This is a genomic window from Thermococcus sp. MAR1, assembly GCF_012027305.1.
GTDB lineage: Archaea > Methanobacteriota_B > Thermococci > Thermococcales > Thermococcaceae > Thermococcus.
In genome coordinates this window covers 899183-920397 of the sequence record NZ_SNUF01000001.1, presented here as the reverse complement: position 1 = coordinate 920397, position 21215 = coordinate 899183, and the positions used below count along the sequence as shown (strand labels likewise).

The 21215-nt window shown below is 53.3% G+C and carries 23 protein-coding genes and 1 tRNA gene; 13 read left to right on the top strand and 11 right to left on the bottom strand.

Annotated features, from left to right (window positions below):
• Window positions 1-29: 29 nt before the first annotated feature.
• From cobS to E3E25_RS05225, 3 genes are read right to left on the bottom strand one after another with little or no spacing between them, the layout of a single operon-like run.
• The gene (cobS, locus tag E3E25_RS05235) at window positions 30-725 is read right to left on the bottom strand and encodes an adenosylcobinamide-GDP ribazoletransferase (protein ID WP_167892108.1); all 696 of its coding nucleotides are present in this window, start codon (window positions 723-725) and stop codon (window positions 30-32) included.
• Window positions 722-1144 (bottom strand): alpha-ribazole phosphatase CobZ, encoded by a 423-nt coding sequence (gene cobZ, locus E3E25_RS05230; protein ID WP_167892107.1) that lies wholly within the window; start codon window positions 1142-1144, stop codon window positions 722-724. The genes cobS and cobZ overlap by 4 nt, the downstream gene beginning before the upstream one ends.
• Window positions 1141-1791, bottom strand: a complete 651-nt coding sequence (locus tag E3E25_RS05225; RefSeq protein WP_167892106.1) for an ATP pyrophosphatase — start codon at window positions 1789-1791, stop codon at window positions 1141-1143. The genes cobZ and E3E25_RS05225 overlap by 4 nt, the downstream gene beginning before the upstream one ends.
• Window positions 1792-1833: 42 nt before the next feature.
• Here E3E25_RS05225 and E3E25_RS05220 point away from each other — a divergent pair, with 42 nt between their 5' ends.
• From E3E25_RS05220 to E3E25_RS05200, 5 genes are all read left to right on the top strand, one after another.
• Window positions 1834-2580 (top strand): uracil-DNA glycosylase family protein, encoded by a 747-nt coding sequence (locus E3E25_RS05220; protein ID WP_167892105.1) that lies wholly within the window; start codon window positions 1834-1836, stop codon window positions 2578-2580.
• Window positions 2568-3452: an adenosylcobinamide-phosphate synthase CbiB gene (gene cbiB, locus E3E25_RS05215; protein ID WP_167892104.1), complete on the top strand. Its 885-nt coding sequence runs from the start codon at window positions 2568-2570 to the stop codon at window positions 3450-3452. Before E3E25_RS05220 ends, cbiB begins: the two co-directional genes overlap by 13 nt.
• Entirely contained in the window at window positions 3437-4405 is a 969-nt protein-coding gene (locus E3E25_RS05210; RefSeq protein WP_167892103.1) for an aminotransferase class I/II-fold pyridoxal phosphate-dependent enzyme, read from the top strand. The genes cbiB and E3E25_RS05210 overlap by 16 nt, the downstream gene beginning before the upstream one ends.
• Before the next feature lie 31 nt (window positions 4406-4436).
• The gene (locus E3E25_RS05205) at window positions 4437-5183 is read left to right on the top strand and encodes a class I SAM-dependent methyltransferase (protein ID WP_167892102.1); all 747 of its coding nucleotides are present in this window, start codon (window positions 4437-4439) and stop codon (window positions 5181-5183) included.
• A gap of 199 nt (window positions 5184-5382) precedes the next feature.
• Window positions 5383-8055, top strand: a complete 2673-nt coding sequence (locus tag E3E25_RS05200; protein WP_167892702.1) for a valine--tRNA ligase — start codon at window positions 5383-5385, stop codon at window positions 8053-8055.
• Between the two features lie 47 nt (window positions 8056-8102).
• On the opposite strand, the gene trm10 is transcribed toward E3E25_RS05200, so the two are convergent.
• A complete protein-coding gene (gene trm10 / locus E3E25_RS05195; RefSeq protein ID WP_167892701.1) occupies window positions 8103-9215 on the bottom strand; it encodes a tRNA (guanine(9)-/adenine(9)-N1)-methyltransferase in 1113 nt (370 codons plus the stop codon).
• Window positions 9216-9367: 152 nt separating this feature from the next.
• Between trm10 and E3E25_RS05190 the strand changes: the two genes are divergently transcribed.
• Together E3E25_RS05190 and E3E25_RS05185 are read left to right on the top strand one after the other, a co-directional pair.
• Window positions 9368-10807 (top strand): glycosyltransferase family 39 protein, encoded by a 1440-nt coding sequence (locus E3E25_RS05190; protein ID WP_206204608.1) that lies wholly within the window; start codon window positions 9368-9370, stop codon window positions 10805-10807.
• The gene (locus E3E25_RS05185; protein WP_167892101.1) at window positions 10804-11172 is read left to right on the top strand and encodes an EamA family transporter; all 369 of its coding nucleotides are present in this window, start codon (window positions 10804-10806) and stop codon (window positions 11170-11172) included. The genes E3E25_RS05190 and E3E25_RS05185 overlap by 4 nt, the downstream gene beginning before the upstream one ends.
• 19 nt (window positions 11173-11191) lie before the next feature.
• Here the strand turns inward: E3E25_RS05185 and E3E25_RS05180 are convergent.
• Window positions 11192-11269: transfer RNA gene (locus tag E3E25_RS05180), tRNA-Glu, on the bottom strand.
• A 79-nt stretch (window positions 11270-11348) separates the two neighbouring features.
• On the opposite strand from E3E25_RS05180, the gene E3E25_RS05175 reads away from it, so the two are divergent.
• Entirely contained in the window at window positions 11349-12344 is a 996-nt protein-coding gene (locus E3E25_RS05175; protein ID WP_167892100.1) for a class I SAM-dependent methyltransferase family protein, read from the top strand.
• A 77-nt stretch (window positions 12345-12421) separates the two neighbouring features.
• On the opposite strand, the gene E3E25_RS05170 is transcribed toward E3E25_RS05175, so the two are convergent.
• Genes E3E25_RS05170 through E3E25_RS05155 form a run of 4 tightly spaced genes read right to left on the bottom strand, consistent with a single transcriptional unit; the run spans window position 12422 to window position 15606 of the window.
• A complete protein-coding gene (locus E3E25_RS05170; protein ID WP_167892099.1) occupies window positions 12422-13747 on the bottom strand; it encodes a TldD/PmbA family protein in 1326 nt (441 codons plus the stop codon).
• A 2-nt stretch (window positions 13748-13749) separates the two neighbouring features.
• The gene (locus tag E3E25_RS05165) at window positions 13750-13977 is read right to left on the bottom strand and encodes a DUF2283 domain-containing protein (protein WP_167892098.1); all 228 of its coding nucleotides are present in this window, start codon (window positions 13975-13977) and stop codon (window positions 13750-13752) included.
• Complete coding sequence (locus E3E25_RS05160) at window positions 13974-14246, bottom strand: DUF4258 domain-containing protein (RefSeq protein WP_167892097.1); 273 nt, start codon at window positions 14244-14246, stop codon at window positions 13974-13976. The genes E3E25_RS05165 and E3E25_RS05160 overlap by 4 nt, the downstream gene beginning before the upstream one ends.
• Window positions 14239-15606 carry a TldD/PmbA family protein gene (locus E3E25_RS05155; protein WP_167892096.1) on the bottom strand — a complete coding sequence of 456 codons (1368 nt, stop codon included), beginning with the start codon at window positions 15604-15606 and terminating at the stop codon, window positions 14239-14241. Before E3E25_RS05155 ends, E3E25_RS05160 begins: the two co-directional genes overlap by 8 nt.
• Before the next feature lie 272 nt (window positions 15607-15878).
• On the opposite strand from E3E25_RS05155, the gene E3E25_RS05150 reads away from it, so the two are divergent.
• The 4 genes from E3E25_RS05150 (at window position 15879) to E3E25_RS05135 (ending at window position 18111) form a co-directional block, all read left to right on the top strand.
• Window positions 15879-16583 (top strand): hypothetical protein, encoded by a 705-nt coding sequence (locus E3E25_RS05150; protein WP_167892095.1) that lies wholly within the window; start codon window positions 15879-15881, stop codon window positions 16581-16583.
• Window positions 16580-16927, top strand: a complete 348-nt coding sequence (locus tag E3E25_RS05145) for a hypothetical protein (RefSeq protein WP_167892094.1) — start codon at window positions 16580-16582, stop codon at window positions 16925-16927. Before E3E25_RS05150 ends, E3E25_RS05145 begins: the two co-directional genes overlap by 4 nt.
• A 141-nt stretch (window positions 16928-17068) precedes the next feature.
• The gene (locus tag E3E25_RS05140; protein WP_167892093.1) at window positions 17069-17413 is read left to right on the top strand and encodes a cupin domain-containing protein; all 345 of its coding nucleotides are present in this window, start codon (window positions 17069-17071) and stop codon (window positions 17411-17413) included.
• Window positions 17414-17415: 2 nt separating this feature from the next.
• A complete protein-coding gene (locus tag E3E25_RS05135) occupies window positions 17416-18111 on the top strand; it encodes an amino acid racemase (protein ID WP_167892092.1) in 696 nt (231 codons plus the stop codon).
• Here E3E25_RS05135 and corA read toward each other — a convergent pair.
• Both corA and E3E25_RS05125 read right to left on the bottom strand, forming a co-directional pair.
• Complete coding sequence (gene corA, locus E3E25_RS05130) at window positions 18108-19088, bottom strand: magnesium/cobalt transporter CorA (protein WP_167892091.1); 981 nt, start codon at window positions 19086-19088, stop codon at window positions 18108-18110. The genes E3E25_RS05135 and corA overlap by 4 nt on opposite strands.
• A 9-nt stretch (window positions 19089-19097) precedes the next feature.
• Window positions 19098-19925: an MBL fold metallo-hydrolase gene (locus E3E25_RS05125; RefSeq protein WP_167892090.1), complete on the bottom strand. Its 828-nt coding sequence runs from the start codon at window positions 19923-19925 to the stop codon at window positions 19098-19100.
• 93 nt (window positions 19926-20018) lie between these two features.
• Here E3E25_RS05125 and E3E25_RS05120 point away from each other — a divergent pair, with 93 nt between their 5' ends.
• Window positions 20019-21212 (top strand): redox-regulated ATPase YchF, encoded by a 1194-nt coding sequence (locus tag E3E25_RS05120; protein WP_167892089.1) that lies wholly within the window; start codon window positions 20019-20021, stop codon window positions 21210-21212.
• Window positions 21213-21215 lie beyond the last annotated feature (3 nt).

Sequence of the window (21215 nt, the reverse complement as noted above, 5' to 3'; positions counted from 1 at the left end):
CCACCGCACCGTTCTTATCTTGTTACCCTTTAAATCCATTGCCCCGCAAACGCCATGACCAAAAGCGTCCCACTCCTCGTTATCTCCGCTATTGCACCAAGGCAGTCACCGTTTATCCCGCCGAAGTTGTCGAGGGCAACTTTGATGGTGTAACCTCCGAAAGCCAGACCGAGGAGCGAGACCAGGGCATTTTGCTCGTAGACAACTACAGGGGCGAGGAGGATGGCGTAGAAAACGAGCCCGCCGAGGAGCTGCTTACCGTTCATACCCTCCATGAAGTACGCCCCAAGCCCCTGGCCGAGCGGTTTTTTAGTGGCTAAAGCGAGGAGCATGGCGAGCTTTGAGTTCAGCTCGGCTAAAAAGAGCGCATAGAAAGGAACGAGCCCGAGCGAGTAAACCTGCAGGAGCAGAACCATTACCACGGCAAAGAAGCCGGCTATACCTGTGTTTACGTCCTTCATGGCCTTTATCTTCCTCTCCCGCTCGCCCTTGACCATCACTCCGTCGGCAAAGTCCGCCAAGCCGTCGAGGTGAAGGAGGCCAATGGTGAAGTAAAGCGCGATAACCGCTAGGACGTTCGAGAGGGGAAGCCTTAAGTAGAGGACGAGCGTTGGGAGCGCTGAACTAACTAATGCAACGAGTGGAAAGGCCCAGAGCTCCTCGCGGGCTTTTTCGAAGTCGCCCTTGATTGGCACCCGTGTCAAGAACGGCAGGAGGTTCCTCATGGCCAGTCCGCCTCCGATTCGAAGAGCCTCGTCATGCAGCCCGCTATGAAGCCTCCGATGGCATCGTCCAAAAAGGGCGGTAGCTCCGCCAGAATCCCGGGCTTCCTTGTGTCGTAGTAGAAGAAGTTGAAGAGCGCCATCTTTCCACCTATGTATTCGGCGATGTTTATTCCAATCAGCTCGTCCGCCACTAAATTCACAGGGTCGTCTTCGACCGTGAAGTTCTCCTCAAGCAGGAGAGCGGAAAGAATTAATGCCTGAACGTTGATGTCGCTCAAATACTTCAGCATCAGCTCCCGGAGCTTTTTCCGGACTCCCTCCTGCCCTTCTCCTATATAAAGCTCCATAGCAGTATCGAGCATTTTTTCGAGGGTTATCTCCTTTGATTCGAGCCTTTTGAGGAGTTCTTTGGTTCTCATTCTCTCACCAGCCTGAACCTGACCCAGTAATACCTCTCGCTTTCCTCAGTTGAGAACACCTCAAGGACAAAGCGTTCCTGGAAGAGAGGAGCTCTCAAAATGACCGTGTGGAACTCTCCCATCTCTCCAATCGGGTCAACGCTGGGATTTGAATCGAGGAAAAGCTCTAAATCCCTAACCGAGCGGAAGGTGTAGCCAAGCCACTCTCTGTCGAGCTTCTCCTTGTTGACCGCAATCATCGCGTATTCAAAGCCAGCCTCAAGCATTTCAACGGCGAGCTCCCCCGTGTCCCGTTCCCAGAGGGGTTCAAATGGAGTCACACTGGCCTCACGGGCGAGACGCTCAACCCATCTCAGGTGATCCTCAAGCAGAACGTCTCCCGCTATGAGGTAATCAACACCGAGGGAGCCTATGAACTCCGCCAAAGCTTCGCTTCCCTCCCCCATGTCGAAGGTGAGCAGTTCCTTTCCCATTGCTCCGGCGAGTGTTTCTAAAGCTCCGAGATTTTCCCGGTGGGGTGAAATGCCTATTGTGGTTTTCAGCGTGAGCAGATAGGGGACTTTAATCCCTTTTCTCTCCGCAAGATGGACCGCGTAAAGCCCGTCCTTTCCACCGGAAAAGAATGCAATTCCCTCCTCGTGAGACATCGAACCACCAAACCTATAAACCCTCTGGACTTTTTATCCATTATGCTCCTGCCGTTTGAGAACCTCAAAAAGGTCGGTGGGGTCTACACAAACCCTGCCAATCTTAAAGTAATTCCGTTAGCCCTCCGCGACTGGAGGGATTTCCTGAGCTTGGACGAGAAGACCTACGGGGTCTACGCGAGGACGATATACAACCCGATGGAGAGATTCCTCGTCGTGAACGGGGAAGACGAGAGAAAAGCCCGGGAGCTGGAAGGCCTCTACCGCGAGCTCCTCAAAGACCCCCTATGGTTCTGCCGCGAGGAGTACTACCGCTATCAGCTCAGGGTGGGCGAGTTTGATGGCCTTCCCTTCGCCAACGGCTGGGCCGGTTCGGGGGTTGTCCTCGTTGGAGAGGCACCGGGAAGGAAGGGCTGCGGAAAGACCGGGATATGCTTCTACCGCGACGCCTCGGGCATGTTGCTTAGGAAGACGCTCTTCACTCTGGGCATCAACCCGGACTTTCTTTACATCACCAACGTCGTCAAGTGCAACCCGCCCGATAACAGGCTGAAAGGCTTCGGCAAGGGTGAGCTTGAGCTACTCGCGAGGGAACTTGAAGTAGTGATGCCAAGGGCCATTTTCGCGGTCGGCAGAACGGCTGAGAAAGCGCTGAAACGGCTCGGCTTTGAGTTCAGGTACCTCAAACACCCGGCATGGTACGTGCGGCGCGGAATCAGAGAGCCGAACGAGGAGATGCTGGAGGAGTATTCTGCAATAGGGGAGGTTTTCGGAGAATGGAGGTTCTGACGGTTTTCTTCCTTGCACTGCTCTGGGACTTGCTCCTTGGAGAACCGCCGGCGAAGCTTCACCCTGTGGTGTGGTTCGGAAAGATGGCGGGCTTTCTTGACAAAAGGTGGAAAAGAAAAAGCCCTCTCCGGGATTTTCTCGCAGGGACACTGGTTGCTCTCATCGTTGTCATCTTTGCCTTAGCTCTCTCGCTCCTCCCGTTCTACCTCACTTTCCCGCTCAACTATGCTCTGGCCGTTTACCTCCTCAAAAGCTCCTTCGCCATTAGAAGTTTATACGAGCACGTCGCGAAAACCGTAACTTGGAAGGTCGAGGAAAAGAGGAAGGCCGTCTCGATGATAGTGAGCAGAGACACCAGAGCTCTCGATGAGGCCCACCTCAACTCCGCCTCAATAGAGAGCCTCGCCGAGAACCTCAACGACTCAGTAATCGCCCCGCTGTTCTACTTCCTCCTCTTTGGCCTCCCTGGAGCTCTGCTCTACCGCGCCGTCAACACTCTCGACGCGATGCTCGGCTACAGGAACGAGCGCTATGAATATTTTGGCAAGTTTTCCGCCAGGTTGGATGACATCCTCAACTTCATTCCGGCCCGATTGACAGTTCTCCTCTACCTTCCTTTCGGTGGAAGAAATGTCCTCCAGCACTACCGTCTCGCGAGGTTCAAACTCAACTCTGACAAACCCATCTCAGCGATGTCAGCCGTCCTCGGCGTCTGGCTGGAAAAACCTGGCGTTTACCGCTTTCCAGGTAGGACTCCAGAGAACGATGATATCGGGCGAGCCCTGAGGGTTTATTGGTTCATCGTTGCTGAATGGATCGGAATTGTTGTTTTAATGCTGTTGCTGGGGGTGTTCCCATGCTTGAGCCCGTGAAGTTCTCAACCTACCACGGCGGAAGCAGGGAAGAAGGTTTGCTGGACTTCTCGGCATCACTCAATCCATATCCACCTGAGTGGCTCGACGAGATGTTTGAGCGCTCCAAAGAGATAAGCGACAGGTATCCTTACTACGAGAAGCTTGAAGAAGGGCTTGCCGAGCTGATAGGGGAACCTCTAACCCTAACGGCCGGCATCACCGAGGCGCTCTATCTAATCGGCATCCTCGCGCTCCGCGGAAGGAGGGTGATAATCCCCCGCCACACCTACGGCGAGTACGAGAGGGTTGCGCGGATTTTTGGGGCAGAGGTCGTCAAAGCTCCCAACGAGCCAGAAATGCTGGCGGAACTCGTCGAGAGAAACTCTGTTGCATTTTTCTGCAACCCCAACAACCCCGACGGAAGGTTCTACCGCGTCAGAGAGCTTAGACCTCTCCTCGACGCTGTGGAGGATAGAAAAGCCCTCCTCATTCTCGACGAGGCCTTCATAGACTTTGTCAAAGGGGCGAAAAGTCCCGAAGGGGAAAACCTCGTGAAGCTCAGGACCTTCACCAAGAGCTACGGCCTGCCGGGGATAAGGGTCGGCTACGTCATCGGCTTTGAGGAGGCCTTTAAAAGCGTCCGCATGCCCTGGAGCATAGGCTCGCTCGGCTACGCTTTTCTGGAGTTCCTCATCGAGGACGGCTTCGAGCACCTCAAGAAAACGATGCCGCTCATCTGGAGTGAGAAGGAGCGGATGGAAAAGGCCCTGAACATCAAAAGCGACGCCAACTTCTTCATAAAAAATGTCGGCGATGCGAGGGAAACCGTCGAACGGCTGAAAGAGAGGGGAATCCTCGTGAGGGACTGCACGAGCTTTGGTTTGCCTCAGTACGTCCGCTTCAGCGTGAGGAAGAGGGAGGAGAACGAGAGGCTGATTGAGGCATTCAAGGAGCTGGAGGTAGAATTTTAAACCTGAACCTACATTCATTTTTGGTGGTGGGATGCACGAGCTTTACACCCTCCTAGCGGAGTACTATGACGCCATATACCGGAGGAGGGCAGAACGGGTTGGGGCAGAAATCGACTTCGTGGAAGAAACCTTCAGGGAAGATGCGGAGAGAAGTGTAAGGCGAGTCCTCGACCTCGCCTGCGGCACCGGAATTCCGACCCTTAAGCTCGCAAGGAGGGGGTACGAGGTTGTCGGTTTAGACCTCCACGAGGAGATGCTGGCCGTTGCAAGGAGGAAAGCGAAGAAGGAAGGCCTGAACGTTGAGTTCATCCAGGGTGACGCCATCGAAATAACCTTTGAGGAGGAGTTCGACGCGGTGACCATGTTCTTCTCCTCAATTACCTACTTCGATGATTCTGCAATTCGCGAATTATTTAATTCTGTAAAACGGGCTCTGAAACCGGGCGGGCTTTTCATCGCCGACTTCCCAGCATGGCACTACGGCGGGAGGGACGGCCCGATAGTCTGGGACGAGACGAAAGGAGATGAGAGGCTAGTCATAACCGACTGGCGAGAGGTCGAGCCGGCCTTCCAGAAGCTCCGCTTCAAGAGGCTCGTCCAGATAATCAAACCCGATGGGAACGTTAAGGCCGTCTTTGTGGACGACGAGCTCAACATCTACACCCCGAGGGAGATGGGACTCCTAGCTGGGAAGCATTTCAGGAAGGTAAAAATCTACGGGGATAGGCACGAGCTGAGGCCCAACGACAGGAGGTACTGGCTGGTGGCGGTTAAGTAGCCAAAACTTTTTAAACCCCTGTCCCCTTCTATACCCCGGTGGTGCCTATCGTCCACCGTAACGCCGATTTCGACCCATGAATTTCACGCGTTCCGCGCTTCTTGGTTAGCCCTTACTCCGGCACCACCGGCGTTGCTAAGATTTTTAAGCCGCCCTTCTGAGGGTAACCCATCTTCAAAAAACCGAAAAGGTGATGCCCATGCTTCCTAAGACCTACGACCCGAACGAGATTGAGCCGAAGTGGCAGAAGTTCTGGCTTGAGGAGAAAATCTACAAGTACGAGCTCGACGAGAAGAGGCCGAGCTACGCGATAGACACCCCACCCCCGTTCACGAGCGGAACGCTCCACCTCGGTCACGTGCTCAGCCACACCTGGATTGATATCATAGCGCGCTACAAGAGAATGACCGGCTACAACGTGCTCTTCCCCCAGGGCTTTGACAACCACGGCCTCCCGACCGAGCTGAAGGTTGAGAAGGAGTTCGGAATCAGCAAAGACCAGCCGGAGAAGTTCCTCCAGAAGTGCGTCGAATGGACCTGGCAGGCCATTGAGGCGATGAGAAACCAGTTCATCAGGATAGGTTACTCGGCCGACTGGGACCTGGAGTACCACACGATGGATGACTGGTACAAGGCTGCCGTGCAGAAGTCCCTCCTTGAGTTCTACGAGAAGGGCATGCTCTACCGCGACAAGCACCCGGTCTACTGGTGTCCAAGATGCAGGACGAGTCTGGCTAAGGCTGAAGTCGGCTATGTTGAGGAGGACGGTTACCTATACTACATCAAGCTCCCGCTGGCGGATGGAAGCGGCTACGTCCCCATAGCCACCACGAGGCCCGAGCTGATGCCTGCCTGTGTCGCTGTGTTCGTCCACCCGGACGACGAGCGCTACAAAGACGTGGTAGGTAAGAAGGTTAAGCTCCCGATATTCGAGAGGGAAGTGCCTGTTATAGCCGATGAGGACGTTGACCCCGAATTTGGAACCGGTGCGGTCTACAACTGTACCTACGGCGACGAGCAGGACGTCGTCTGGCAGAAGCGCTACAACCTGCCGGTTATCATAGCAATCAACGAGGACGGCACGATGAACGAGAGGGCCGGGCCGTACAAGGGGCTGAAAACCGAGGAGGCGAGGAAGGTAATAGCCGAGGACCTCGAAAAGATGGGCCTGCTATATAAGAAGCAGAAGGTCCACCACCGCGTGCTGAGGCACACCGAGAGGAGCTCCTGTATGGCGCCCATCGAGCTGCTCCCCAAGACCCAGTGGTTCATCAAGGTGAAGGACTTCACGGACGAGATAGTGAAGGTCGCGGAGGAGATCAACTGGTACCCCGAGGACATGTTCTTGAGGCTTAAGGACTGGGCCGAGAGCATGGACTGGGACTGGGTCATAAGCAGGCAGCGCGTGTTTGGAACGACGCTCCCGTTCTGGGTCTGCAAGAACGGCCACGTGGTTCCGGCGAGGGAAGAAGACCTGCCGGTTGACCCGCGCTTTGACAAACCTCCGGTCGAGAAGTGCCCGGTCTGCGGTGCCGAGCTTGAGCCCGTCACGGACGTCCTCGACTGCTGGATAGACTCAAGCATAACCCCGCTCATCATAACCCGGTGGCACGAGGCCATCAAGGGCGACGAAGAGGCCAAGCGCTGGTTCGAGCACAACTTCCCGACCGCGCTCAGGCCGCAGGGGACGGACATCATAAGGACGTGGGCCTTCTACACGATATTCAGAACCTATAAACTAACCGGCGAGAAGCCCTGGGATGACGTCCTCATCAACGGAATGGTGGCCGGCCCGGACGGAAGGAAGATGAGCAAGAGCTACGGCAACGTCGTAGCACCGGACGAGGTCATCCCGAAGTACGGCGCCGATGCGCTCCGCCTCTGGACCGCCCTCGCTCCGCCCGGAGAGGACCACCCGTTCAAGTGGGAGACCGTCGACTACAACTACAGGTTTTTGCAGAAGGTCTGGAACATCTACCGCTTCGCCGAGCGTCATCTGGTAGATTTTGACCCGAGCAGCGCTCCGGAGGAGCTTGAGCCGATGGACCGCTGGATACTCAGCAGGCTCCACAGGCTGATAAAGTTCGCCACCGAGGAGATGGAGCGCTACCGCTTCAACCTGCTCACCAGAGAGCTGATGACCTTCGTCTGGCATGAGGTGGCCGACGATTACATCGAGATGATCAAGTACCGCCTCTACGGCGACGACGAAGAGAGCAAGCTGAAGGCGAAAGCGGCACTCTACGAGCTGCTCTACAACGTGATGCTCCTCCTCGCTCCGTTCGCGCCGCACATAACTGAGGAGCTCTACCAGGAGATGTTCAAGAGGCACGTTGGTGTCAAGAGCGTGCACCTCCTCGAGTGGCCGAAGTACGATGAGGGCAGGATAAGCGAGGAGGCCGAGAGGCTCGGAGAGCTCGCCCGCGAGATAGTCGGTGTCATGAGGCGCTACAAGAACAGCCACGGCCTCGCTCTGAACGCCAAGCTCAAGCACGTGGCCATCTACGCCACCGAGGGCTATGAGGCCCTGAAGGCCATCGAGAAGGACATCGCCGGAACCATGAACATCGAGAGGCTGGAGGTAATCCAGGGCGAGCCGGAACTTGAGGAGCGCATCATTGAGATAAAGCCCAACTTCAGGACTGTTGGCCCGCGCTACGGCAAGCTCGTGCCGAAGATCACCGCCTACCTCAAGGAGAACGCGGAAGAGGTTGCAAGGGCCCTCAAAGAGGCCGGAAAGGTCGAGTTTGAGGTGGAAGGCCAGACGGTCGAGCTGGGCAAGGAGGACATCGTGCTCAGGAAGGCAGTGTTCAGCGAGGGCGAAGAGGTCGAGACGGCAGTCGTTGGGGATGCCGTTGTGGTGTTCTTCTGAGTTCTTTCTTTTCATTCTCCGATTTCTACACCGGATAAAAGAAAGCCTCAGCAGTTATAGCACAGCATCGCGGCCTTTTTGAGCAGAATCACCCTGTAAAGCTTTCTGTTTATTATCCTCGCGCTGGATATCTTGTTGAGGTGGTGTATCCTCTTCTTCTCAAGCGCTATTAAGTCCAGCTCCCTCAGCACCTTCACGAAGTCCTCCCAGCGGATTTTGAGCCACTTGGAGTATTCATCGAAAAGCTCCTTCTCGACGACCCTGTAGGTCTTGCCGTTCACCTTGTACCTGATGACCCTCTTTGGCAGTTCCTTCCTCAGGCGCCAGCGGGCGTGGAGGGGTTCTTGAAACTCGTAAACTGCCTCGTCCATCGACTTCCCTTCCACCATCATCTTGAGGATTATCCCCAGAATCCGGTTTATCCTGTCGGGGACGCCGACGATGTCGCCTTTGAGAACGATCTTCCTTCTGCGTACCCTTATTCCAGCCCTCTCAAGCTCTTCTCCTATCTTGGGCGTGGTCTTCTTCTTGTTCCCACCGGTGTCGACGATGCCGCCGATTATAAAGGCCCCGACGTCGAAATCCTTCTCGCTCAGAACCTCCTCCGCCCAGGGATCGAGGAGAACAACCTCGTCGATGTCCTTTTCCTTCAGAAAATCTGCCGTCGGTCCGGCGTAGGTTGTTATCCTCCCGATAGGGCCGTGGAACATGGACTTGAACTCGTCATTCGCCCACGTTACTGCCAGCTCACGACCTGTGAAGTAGTCCCTCAGAAGGCCGTAGCTCTGGCTCACCTGGAGGCATATCTTCCCCTTCTCCTTCTGGGTGTGCCTGTCCCAGTGGTAGAGGTCGATTATGAAGTAGGGCCACTCCGGGAGCTTTGCCTTCAGCTCTTCGGGTGTTAAAACAGGCTCGAACTTCTCCATCATGCACAGGGGAGCGTAGGCGTAGTAAGAGCCTTCAACGCGGTTGCCGTTCAGATTCCACGCAACGGCGGTCTTCTCCGGGACGCGGAATACTGCCCCCTTCCCGTTGATTATCTCCACTGCCACGTCCTGGAGCTTGTTCTTTGACTTTCTGAAGCGCTTTGAGAGCACCCCGAAGCTCTCGATCCCCTTCTCCCCCAGTGCCTCCCTGAAAACATCGGCGAGCGTCTTCATGGCCATCGGTTGAGGGTCGAGATGGGAGTTAAAAGGTTTTCGCGGGTGCAGTTGGGTTCAGTCATAATACTTTTAACTTGGGGAATAGAATTCTGGTTCTGATGTCTCAACAAAATCGATGGGTAATTAGATTTCAGCTCCATGATTCCATCGTGTGTCTAGCTTATATCACACTCATTGCCGTTGTCATAACTTTTCCATACTTTCTGACTAGAAAGACCCCGCCGGGATATATAATTGGGGGAGATACTCTGGTTCATGCTGCCATATCTAGGGGCATTCACCTTGGCAGGAATCCTTTCTTGGATCAGACTTACAATGTTTATCCAAATTGGTACCCCTTTTTGTACCATCTCATTATCGCCACAATATCCAAAGCTGTTGGAATATCCATCGAGACAACAATGATTCTCTTCCAAGCTGTTCTAGTGATTCTAATGATCCTGACATTATTTTACGTGGCTAGAGGTTTGTGGGGATCTAAAGCGGGAACATACGCGGCGGCACTATCTCTCATGATGTTAACCGCTCACATTTATCCAAATCCCAAAGAGTTGGCACCATTATTCGGCATTCTTTCGGTTTATTTTATGTTGAAAGAAATGTTCATTGTTTCAGGGATTTTGATGGGTTTGGCCTTGTGGACACATTACGCTTTTGTTATACCCTTGGCCGGACTTCCCTTGGTAATTGGAGTGATTAAGAGGGAAAAAAGATACCTCTTGGTTGTATTGTTGGCCTTTCTTGTTTTCTCTCCGTTCATTATTAATGTGAGCCTTCATTCAGGAGGCGTTCCTAGAATAGAGAGCATTTACAACCCATGGCAAACAGACACATTTGAAAATAAATTACGAAGCCTGTTACCCCCACTGTACATGTTGCCATTTCTAGGATTAGCAGTTCTTCACTGGAAGTATGAGAGGGAGTCTTCAGTGGAGGCTCTACTTCTCTTAGTGGGTATCATAGCTGTAGCTAGGATTTCTCCGGGGCTACTGGAGTATTTTGGAATCTTCATCTGGTCTAAACGATTTACTGGAATGCTCGGGTATGTATATCTTCTCCTTAGTGCATATGGGCTTTCTACGCTCAACTTGTCTGGAAAAAAGATGACGGCAATTGTAACAGTAACAATGATGGTCTTGACACCCATCGCGGGAGCATTAGTTTTCTGGAATACTGTAACTAATGATAAATTTATACGGCCATCAAATCATGATTTTTCACAGTATTTTCCGAGAGAGCATTTCCCGGAGATTAGTTCTTGGGTATTGAACCACACTGAGCGGGATGATGTAATTGCCACTAGTGAAGAAGCAGGCATGATGCTAAATGCATTGACCGGTCGCCCAATTGTAGCTACCCTGTATGGGCACGGAAATACCTTTATAGACAACCAAAAAAGGCGAGATGACCTAGAACAATTGTTTACAGGCAATTGTAGCAAAAAAAGAGAGATTATTGAAGAATACCACGTCAGAGTGATAATAACTGAACCATTTGTTTATGAGCATTGGAATGTAACAGATATGAGATGTGTTGCTATTCCCGCGTATTGGATTGAAGACGTGACTGTGTGGGAGGTGAAAAAATGAAATCCCTACCTTATACCATACTCGCAACCTGTATCCTCCTCGGGGGAAGTACTCAGATTTTGTTTAAGATGGGAATGAACTCGATAGGACCGTTGGGGGATTTATTCTCCATCAAAACCATGACAATTATATTTTCCAACAAGTACATTGTTATGGGGCTGATACTGTACGGGATTTCTTCCGTGCTATGGCTCATTGGACTTTCAATGTTAGATGTGAGTTTGATGTATCCCCTGTTGAGCTTAGCATACGTTGTAACCACCGTGTTAGCGTTCATTATACTCAACGAACCTGTGAGAACTACTAGGTGGGTGGGAGTGCTACTGATAATCCTCGGCAGTATTTTGGTCGGTGTTAACAGGTAAATGTCAAGAAAACGAGTTCTGGTGCCCCGGCCGGGATTTGAACCCGGGGCGCGGGCTCGAAAGGCCCGCATGTTTGACCGGGCTACACCACCGGGGCTCGATATTAGGGAAGGGCGAGCGTTTAAAAATCTTTCGTTGGGGCCAGTTTTTTAAGGTTTCTTTCTAATGTTTCCCCGATGCTCGCAGTCAAAGTCCCCAAGCGAGAGGCCGAAAAAATCCGCAGGAAATTACTCGAGCTTGGCATCCTGGCTAAAGGATACGCCGTCAGAAGAGAGGGCGAGTTCGTACTCTTCCCCGTCACAGAGCCGGTTGAGGGCTTTGAGCTCGTTGAGGCCGACTTTGAGAGGCTTGGGAGAAGGCCCCACAGCTACCGCGAGGTCGTTGAGGTTCCGGATGAAGTTAGACCGCTCCTCCCGAGCTCCTTCGACATTATCGGCGACCTCGCGATAATCGAGCTACCTGAAGAGCTGATGTCCTATGGAAAAGCTATCGGAGATGCCATCCTCAGGGTTCATCGGCACATAAAGGCCGTCTTCGCCAAGGGGGGCAGAGTTTCCGGGGAATACCGCATTAGGGAGCTGGTTCACCTCGCCGGCGAGAGGAGGGCTGAAACCCTCCACCGCGAGAACGGGATAAGGCTCAAGCTCGACGTTGCAAGGGTTTACTTCTCTCCCCGCCTGGCCACGGAGAGAATGAGGATTTTTGAGAAGACCCGGCCGGGGGAGATTATATTTGATATGTTCGCCGGCGTCGGGCCATACGCGGTGCTCTTAGCTAAGAAGGCAAAGCTCGTCTTCGCCTGTGACATCAACCCCTGGGCGGTTCGCTACCTTGAGGAGAACATCCGGCTGAACAAGGCTGACAACGTCGTGCCCGTCCTCGGCGACGTTCGAAAGGTGGCGGGCAAAGTGGAGGCCGACCGGGTGATAATGAACCTCCCCAAGTTCGCCGACCGCTTTCTGAGGGAGGCGATGCTGAGCGTTAGGGATGGTGGAGTTGTCCACTACTACGGCTTCGGCCCGGAGGAAGACCTGTTCTCGGAGCACGAGGCGAAGATAAAGGCGGCCGCAAAAGAGCTCGGCTTCACCGTCGAGTTCCTGGAGAAGAGGAAAGTCCGCCCCTACGCGCCGAGGCAGTTCAACATAGCGATTGACTTCAGGGTTTTAAAGTAGTGTTTTGTGGGAAGAACAGGCTTTAAAAAGAAGTTGTTTTCCCGATAAAACACCCAAAAGGTTAGAAAAGAGAAAAGTCACTTCCCCGCTATCTTCACGTTCTCGAACTTTACGAAGGGCGTTATGATGGTGGTCATGAAGGGCATTACGGTCTGCTCCTTCGTTACCTCAGTGGCGCTATTCAGCAGTTCGTAGACGTTGCCCGCAACGAGGAAGACGCTAGCACCTTTGACCTCCCCGTCCTCGATGAGGAACGCCGGGTTTGCTGTTACCGCGAAGTTCCCGTTGTCGGGGTTGCTTGAGTGGGCGCCCTGGAAGCCGTCCACGAAGTAGCCGTGCTCGATTTCCGCTATGACCTCCTCCAGCGGGCGCTTACCGTTCTCTATGACCATGCTGTGGAAGCCTATGTTTATGCCGCCGGTTCTCAGATCCCGCTTTCCATTCCCAGTGCTCTCGGTGCCGTGAATCCTGGCCCAGTAGTTGTCCCAGACGAAGCCCTTGAAGGTCCCCTTCTCGATGAGGACGTTCTTCCTCGTTGGCACTCCCTCACCATCGGCTATAACCGGCTGTATGGAGAGCTCGTGGAACGGGTCGTCGTATATCGTGAGCACGTCGCTGGCTATCTTCTCTCCTACCTTCCCTGCCAGCGGTGTCGTTTCTTTAACCAGGCGCTCACCGCTGAAGGCTGGGAAGAGAGCGTAGCTGAAAAGTCCAGCAATCGCCCATGGGCCGAGGATTATTGGAACCTCCTCGTTTTTGCTGGCCTTGACGCTGTAGGCCCACTTGACCTTCTGGACGGCCCTTTCAACGACCCCCTCAACGTCGAGGTCTAAGCTACGCTTCGCATCGAAGTCAAAGATGCCGGGCGTTACGACGTCACCCTTCCTTCCCACCAGCTCCAGGAACAGAAACGCCGCACCGCCCTCCTGGGAAACGTCTACCCCGTGGGAGTTGACGATGTGCCTCTCCTCCCACGAAACGCCGCCCTCCCCGCCTGCAACTACAACGTGCTCATCCTTCTCACGGGCGAGCTTTATGCCGCGGACGAGCATCTCAACGAGCCCGTCAGGTGAAGCATCCTTCAGCTCGTAGTTGGGCTTTGGTCCCTCACGGTACTTCCCCGGCTCCGGAAGGGAGACCCACTTCTCGTCGGGGCTGTTGAGCCTCGCCATCTTGGCCGCCTGCTCTATGGCCTCCATTATCCTGGGGGGTTCGTCGCTGTCGACTATCGCCAGACCGAGGCGCTTGTCCTTGATTCCTCGGATTATGGTAAGGGCTCCGCTCCTCGTGGAGGCCATTGAAATCTCGTTCAGCTCGACGTTCGCGCTGACATCACGGGAGCGATAAACGGCGATCTCCAGCTCATCGAAAAACTTCTCACCGTACCGTATTAGTTCCTCCATAGTTACCCCTCCACCTCAGCAGTCTCAAACTTCAGACCGAGTTCCTTAATTCTCTTCAGCATCTCCCCGAGGAGAACTTCCCTGGCGCGCCATACTTCTATCCCTACGATGTTGCCTCTTTCGTCGTAGTCAATCAGCAAATCTTCATCCAGCTCCACGGTCTCGGCGGCCTTTTCATGGGCCACCTCAATGTACAGGACGTCCCCAACTGGGTCGTATCTGACCTTCATATCCCAACCCACCTGCCTTTTCTTAGGCGGTTCTCTATTTGAGCCTTTCTTGAGACTCTGTAAACGGTCACCACTTCCAGGCTTTGGCCATAAACATCGTAAACTGCCACAGTCCACTTTCCGTTTTTCTTTATGGCTACAAAGTGTCCCGTTAGCGTATCGACTGCCCTGAGTTCGGCCTTTTCTATGGCATTGATGGCCTCTTCGGGGGCAATATTCCTCTTTTTCATAGCTTCAATGGCATGTTCGGTGAAGTTAACCTCAGCCAATCAGTATTCCCCCGTCAAAGCGCATATGCGGGCCACCGGAGCTCACAAAGGCCGTCTGTCCCTTTCCGCAGAAGCCGACCTCAAGGCCGAAGTCCTTTCCGACCGCTGAAATCTTCTTGAGAGCCTCGATGGCAACGCCTGTTATGGACGTGTCCCTTATCGGCTCCGCTATCTCGCCGTTCCTTATGACGTAGCCCTCCTGGATACCAACCTGGAATGCCGAGTTGAGCTGGGCTTGGCCACCGCGGAAGTCAACCACGTAGTAGCCGAACTTAATATCTTCAATCAGCTCCTCGAAGGAGTAATCACCAGGCTCGAAAACCGTGTTGCGCATTCTGATTATCGGCGGGTAGCGGTAGCTCTCGGCCCTGGCATGGCCGTTCGGCTCCATGCCCCACTTGTGGGCGTATTCCCTGTTCAGCATTATCTCCTTGAGGATTCCGTTCTCGATGATGTGAATGTCCTTAACAGGAACTCCCTCGTCATCATAGCGGTCGTTGCCAAAGCCACCCTCAACGTAGCGCTCGCTCATCGTGACGTACTCCGGGGCAATCTGCTTGCCGATGAGGTCTTTGAAGGGCGAGTTTATGGTCAGGTCAGCCTCTGCGAGGTGGCCAAGAGCTTCGTGCGCTATTATTCCAACGACAATCGGGCCGGCTACAATCGGCCACTCGCCGCGCTTCGGGGCTATTCCTTTCAGCTGGCTGTGCATCTTTCTGAGAATTCTTTCGGTGACCTTCTCGTTTGGCTCGTGCTCCGTCATGAGCTCCCAGCCGTAGTCCACCGCACCTATGCTGTCCCTCGCCATGGCCAGCTTTCCATCGGCCTTTCCGGTGACGTAGGCTCCCTGGTAGAGGTAGTTGTAGTCCCACTCTATGTGCGTCCCTTCGTTGGTAAGGAGTATCTTCTCGCCGCTCCCGTCCTCGTAGCGTATCTGAACGCTCTTGACGGCCTCATCGGCCTTTAAAAGCCTCTCCAGCTCCCTCAGGTGAGCTACCTTCTCCTCTATGTCAACCTCCGCCGGTTTGACTTTCATCCTGCTCTTCACGAAGTCCTCGACCGGCTTTATCTCGGCCAGCTCTATCTTTTCCTTCTTGGTCTCCGCTGCCGCTTTGGCCAGCTTGTAGGCCTCCTCGATCTTCCTCTCAAGGTCGTTTAGATCGCTCGTCGAGGCGAATCCCCAAGCTCCATCGGCCAAGACCCTTATCGCAACGCCCCTGTTCAGCTTCCCTGTAAAGCTGGTAAAAACGCCGTCTTTGAGGGCAAGGGTCGTCTTTCTCAGGTTCTCGTAGCGGAGTTCTATGTAGTCCGCTTTCAGGTTTTCCTCCGCCCAGCGGAGGGCTTTCTCCAGCGCTTCCATGGTCACCACCGTTTCTATCTGTTCACTGATGAATCGCGGGCTGGGTATAAAAGTCTTTTGAGCCTTTCGATGTGGGTCGAAAGGAATATCTAAACGGAATGGACTTAAGTCTGGAGTTTCAGACATTCCTCAGTTAAGAGGTTTCGAACGATAGTATACATTTAGCAAGCATAAGTATACTTTCGCGAGTTTAGTTTTAAACCTTTGGTTGAAATAATTCTTATATATTATTGACAGTATAATATGTATGCAAAATCCCGTTGGGGGGGTCGATGCGGAGGCGTGCACTGCTGGCCATGTTTGTGGTTTTGCTGTTGATTGGAGCTTATGGGGCGTACGTGGTGAGCTACCCCAAGTATCCGGAGGTCAACGGCTGCGTGAATCCTTTCAGGGTTACAACACCCGTAAGCAGGGTTCAGGAAAACTGGTCGAAGGCTCACGTTTTCCTAAAGCTGGCAACGAGCAGGGACTTCTGGAAATTAGCCAAACCCTGGGACGTTGACTACTCGCACGTTAAGATTGTGAAGCACACGATTGAGTACAACGGTGAGAAGATAACAATGCTCGCCATGGGAATTCCATTGAAGGACAAGAAGCACGTGATAGCACTGTACGAGTTCTCAAAACCCGTACAAGGAGTGAAGGTTAGAGGATATCTTCTTGAGTTGGATAATCCAGTGGTGAAGACGGTGGCTTTAACAACTAATGGACAGTATAAAACAGCTAATAGTTGCCCACACGACTGCAATTCAAATAATGACTGTGGAGAATTCAGCAGTTGTGAGCCATATTGTTGTTCAACTGACTGGGGATGCGCAATTTCTTGTTGCCTGCAAGCAGGCCATTGTAAATGGCTTTGCAGACTGGGAGAAGAAGTCTGCATAGCCTGTGTTGTAGCAGAATGCGGTTGGTGTACTGCAGATTACTGCTGTACTGAATGGGGAAGTCTCTGCCAAGACTGGGGGAATGCGCCATGAATGAGAAAAGTAGAGTTGGCGAAATTACGGCCCTTTCTGTCCTGATATTCTTGGGGTATTATATGGGCCTAAAAAACAGACCCCTTTTAGCCCTCGGGATGACTGTGTTAACATACTTGGTACCGATGTTAGCAATAGAGTTTACCTACAAAAAAGCGCCCAGGAAAGTTGGAGTGATTAGTGCCATAATTGGGACAATTTTGCTGGCGCTGGGATTCGTTGACTACACAAAGGGCTATACCATAGGGTACAATCTCCTAATACTCGGAATCTTCGCACTTGCAGAAGGACTGATTTTTCAGTGGAGGGTTTCAAAGATACGGCATGCTGAACATGCATTTTGAAGTTTTCACTTCTTACTTTCCAAATTTGACAACACACGGACTCTTGTGGAAAACGTTTGAGGTCTTAGCCCTTTCACGCCATAAATCCAAAAATTAGTTTAGATAGTTAAGTTTATTTTCTTTGCGAATAAACAAACGCCTATGAAGGCCGAAATCAAAAACCTCATCGACAGGGGCACCTACCGGAAGCTCCCCCTCTTCGAAGGAGAGCTCCCAGAAGGAGGCTACGCCCAGATAGTCGAGGTCAAGCCGGGGCAGACTGTTAAGAAGCACTACCACAAACACCAGTACGAGCTGTTCTACATAATAAGCGGCGAGGCGAGGCTCGGCATCGGCGAAAGGGAATACCTCGCGAAGCCAGGCGACATCTTCCTGGTAAAGCCGAGAACCGTCCACTGGGTAATCAACGAGCGGGATGAACCGTTCAGGCTCTTCGTGGTCAAGCTGAACTACTACGGCGATGACTCAGTCTGGCTGGAGGAGTAAGGATGACCGAGAGGGTCATAGGCATCCTCGGTGGAATGGGCCCTTTGGCGACTGCGGAGCTCTTCAGGAGGATAGTCGAGAAGACGCCGGCAAAGCGCGACCAGGATCATCCGAGGATAATCATCTACAACAACCCCAAAATTCCGGACAGGACCGCGTTCATCCTGGGGAACGGGGAAGATCCGAGGCCCGAGCTCATTGAGAGCGCTAAGAAGCTCGAAAGCTGGGGGGCTGATTTTATAATAATGCCATGCAACACAGCGCACTTCTTTGCTGAAGACATCCAGAGGGCGATAAAGGTTCCCCTTGTCAGCATGGTGGAAGCAACTGCCGAGAGAATAGCAAAAATGGGTCTCAAGAAGGTCGGTCTCCTTGCGACCGACGGGACAGTGAGGGGCGCGGTTTACGAAGGCCCTCTTGCCAGGAGGGGGATAAAGCTGGTCGTTCCAAGCGAAGGGGATCAAAGGCTTGTTATGGAAGCCATCTACGAAGGTGTGAAGGCCGGGAACCTTGAGCTGGGAAGAAGGCTCCTTTTGGAGGTAGCCAAAAGGCTCGAGCGCAGGGTTGATGGAATAATAGCCGGCTGCACGGAGGTCAGCGTTGCCCTGAGACCCGGAGACCTAGAGGTGCCCCTGATCGATCCTCTCGACGTGATAGCCGAGAAGGCCCTGAAACTCGCCCTCGGGCTCGACTCCTAAATCCACCCCTTCTTCCTGAAGTAGATGAGCATTCCAACCGCTATGGAGAGCATCAGCAGGAGAACGAAGGGATAGCCATACCGCCAGTAAAGTTCCGGCATGTATCGGAAGTTCATTCCGTAGAGGCCGGTTATGAAGGTCAGCGGGATGAATATCGTTGAGACCACAGTCAGGATTCTGATTATGTCATTGGTCTTCATCGAGATGGTCGAGTAGTAAAGCTCGACGAGGCTGTTGGCGAGCTCCCGTTGCCCTTCGAGGATTTCGAGAACTTCGAGGACGTGGTCGTGGAGCTCCCCGATGTAATCCCTCGTCTCATCTGTGAAGAACCTCCCCCCTTCAAGTTCGAGCTTTCTGAACGCCTCCAGCAGGGGAAATATCGTGCGGCGCATGAAGAGTATCTCTCTTCTGAGACCGTGTATTCTGTGGAGAACACCCTTCTCGCCCTTCGAGAGTATCTGTGCCTCAAGGGACTCCATCTTCGAGCTGATCCTCTCTATTATTGGAACGTAGTTTTCGACTATCGCCTCTAGAAGGGCGAAGAGCAGGTAATCTGCTCCCCTCTCCCTGAAGAGGCCCTCCCCCTCGCGGATGCTCTCCCTGATGGGGTCAAAGACGTCTCCAGGCCTTTCCTGGACTGTTATAACGAGGTTTCCTTTAAGCAGAAGACCCATTCTTTCCCTTTTCAGTCCCCCGTTTATCTCGTAAACCTGGTGCAGGATGAGGAACATATAATCTTGAAACACGAAGACTCTCGCGTGCGTGCTTTCCCTTCTTAGAATCTTCATTGGCCTCTCATGGATGTCAAGAACCTCCATTATCTCCGAAACGGCCTCAACCGTGTCCACGTTCGCCCAGACAACCTCGTAACCTTTGATTTTAAGGACATCCCCCATGCTTCGCACCTTTCTGCTGAGGAACTCCTCGCGCGAATACACGATGACTGTTATCCAGGGTTTTTCGGCCTCTTCGCCCATGTTCCCACCTCAGAACTCCATGACCATTCCCGAGTGGAGCTTGTGGAAGCGCTCACCGTATTCCGCAAGAAAGGCCGTCTCAGCCTTCAGCCCGGTACAGTGCCCCGTGTAAACCTCCTCCACTCCAAGCTCTCCAAATTCTTTAACCGTTCTTTCGATTCGCTCATTATCCTCGCCTATAAGGTGAAATCCCCCTATGACGGCTTTTATCCTCCTCTCCCCGGTCATCCGTATCGCGTGCTTTACTATGCTCACTATACCCGCGTGGCTGCAGCCGCTCACGATAACCAGCCCCTCGGAGGTTTTAGCCACGACGCTCATGTCGTCCATAATACTGTCCTCCACCACTTGGCCGTCCTTTAGAGTATAAACCCCTATACCTCTTTGCTCGAAGTCCTCGCGGCTGCGGATCTCGCCCGTCGAGTAGATGCCCTCAACTATTTCCAGGGGCTTTGGGGTGAGGTACAGGTCAGCGAGCTCTTCAACTTCCTCCCGCCGGAAGGGCATTCCAACGTCTCTGAGGTGGGGTTTTGTGATGAAGTGCCTCCGGAAGATTTCAGGATGCGCTATGACCGGGACTCGCTTTCCGATGGCCTTCAGAATCCCCAAGAGCCCGCCCGTGTGATCGTAGTGACAGTGGCTCAGGAAGATGTAATCGATGTGTGAACTTGGATCGAGACCGAGGAGCCTCATGTTGTGGAGTATCGGCTCGGCGCTCTGGCCGGTATCGAAGAGTACTCCCTTCCCGTCCTTCTCTATCAGGAAGCTTATGCCGTGCTGTGCCAGAAAAGGGCTTTCGTAGCCGGAATAGTCCTCGACAAGGACGTATATTCGCATGGGTTTTCACCAAAAGAAGTGGTGCAAAGGTGGAGTTATAGTTTTCGGCCGAAACCCCTTAAAACCCTCGCGCGAAGTTAGGGCGGTGGTAGCATGGAGATAGGTGTTGTTGGAAAGCCAAATGTAGGAAAGTCAACTTTCTTCTCGGCGGCAACCCTTGTCGATGTCCAGATTGCCAATTATCCGTTCACCACCATTGATGCCAACGTCGGCGTCACCTACGCGATAGCCGAGCATCCCTGCAAAGAACTCGGCTGCACACCGAACCCCCAGAACTACGAGTACAGGGACGGAAAGGCGCTTATCCCGATAAAGATGATAGACGTTGCCGGTCTCGTTCCAGGGGCGCATGAGGGAAGAGGCTTGGGCAACAAGTTCCTCGACGACCTGAGAATGGCCTCCGCTCTGATACACGTGGTTGACGCCACCGGAAAGACAGACGCCGAGGGAAATCCTGTGGAGCACCATGACCCCGTGGAGGACATCGAGTTCCTTGAGAAGGAGATAGACTACTGGATATACGGCATTCTCCGGAAGAACTGGGAGAAGTTCGCGAAGAGGATAAAGCTCCAGCATCTCAAGCTCGCCCAGGCCATAGCCGACCAGCTGACCGGGATAGGGGTGAGCGAGGAAGATGCCTTCGAGGCCATCCACAAGCTCGGCCTCGACAACGACCCGACGAAGTGGAGCGATGAGGACCTTTTTGCCTTCGTCCGCGAGCTGAGGAAGATAAACAAGCCGATTATCATAGCGGCCAATAAGGCCGACGCGGCGGCCGATGCCCAGATAGAGCGCCTGGTAAGGAAGGGCAAGAGCAGGGGTTACATAGTCGTTCCAACGAGTGCAGCAGCAGAACTAACGCTGAGGAAGGCAGCAAAGGCAGGCTTCATAGAATATATTCCAGGTTCAAGTGACTTCAAAATCCTGAAGCCGATGAGCCCCAAGCAAGAAAAGGCCCTTCAGCTGATAAAGGAGAAAGTCCTCGATCGCTTTGGGTCCACTGGTGTTCAGGAAGTCATAAACAGGGCGACCTTTGAGCTGCTTAACCTAATCCCCGTTTATCCAGTCGAGGACGAGCACAAGCTCACCGACGGGTTCGGTAACGTTTTACCCCACGTTCACCTCCTTCCAAAGGGTTCAACGCCCCGCGATTTGGCCTACAAGGTACACACCGACCTGGGGAAGACCTTCCTCTACGCAGTCAACGCGAGAACCCACAGGCGCGTTGGAGAAGACTACGAGATGGAGTTCAACGATATAATCAAGATAGTCGCGACGGCGAGGTGAACC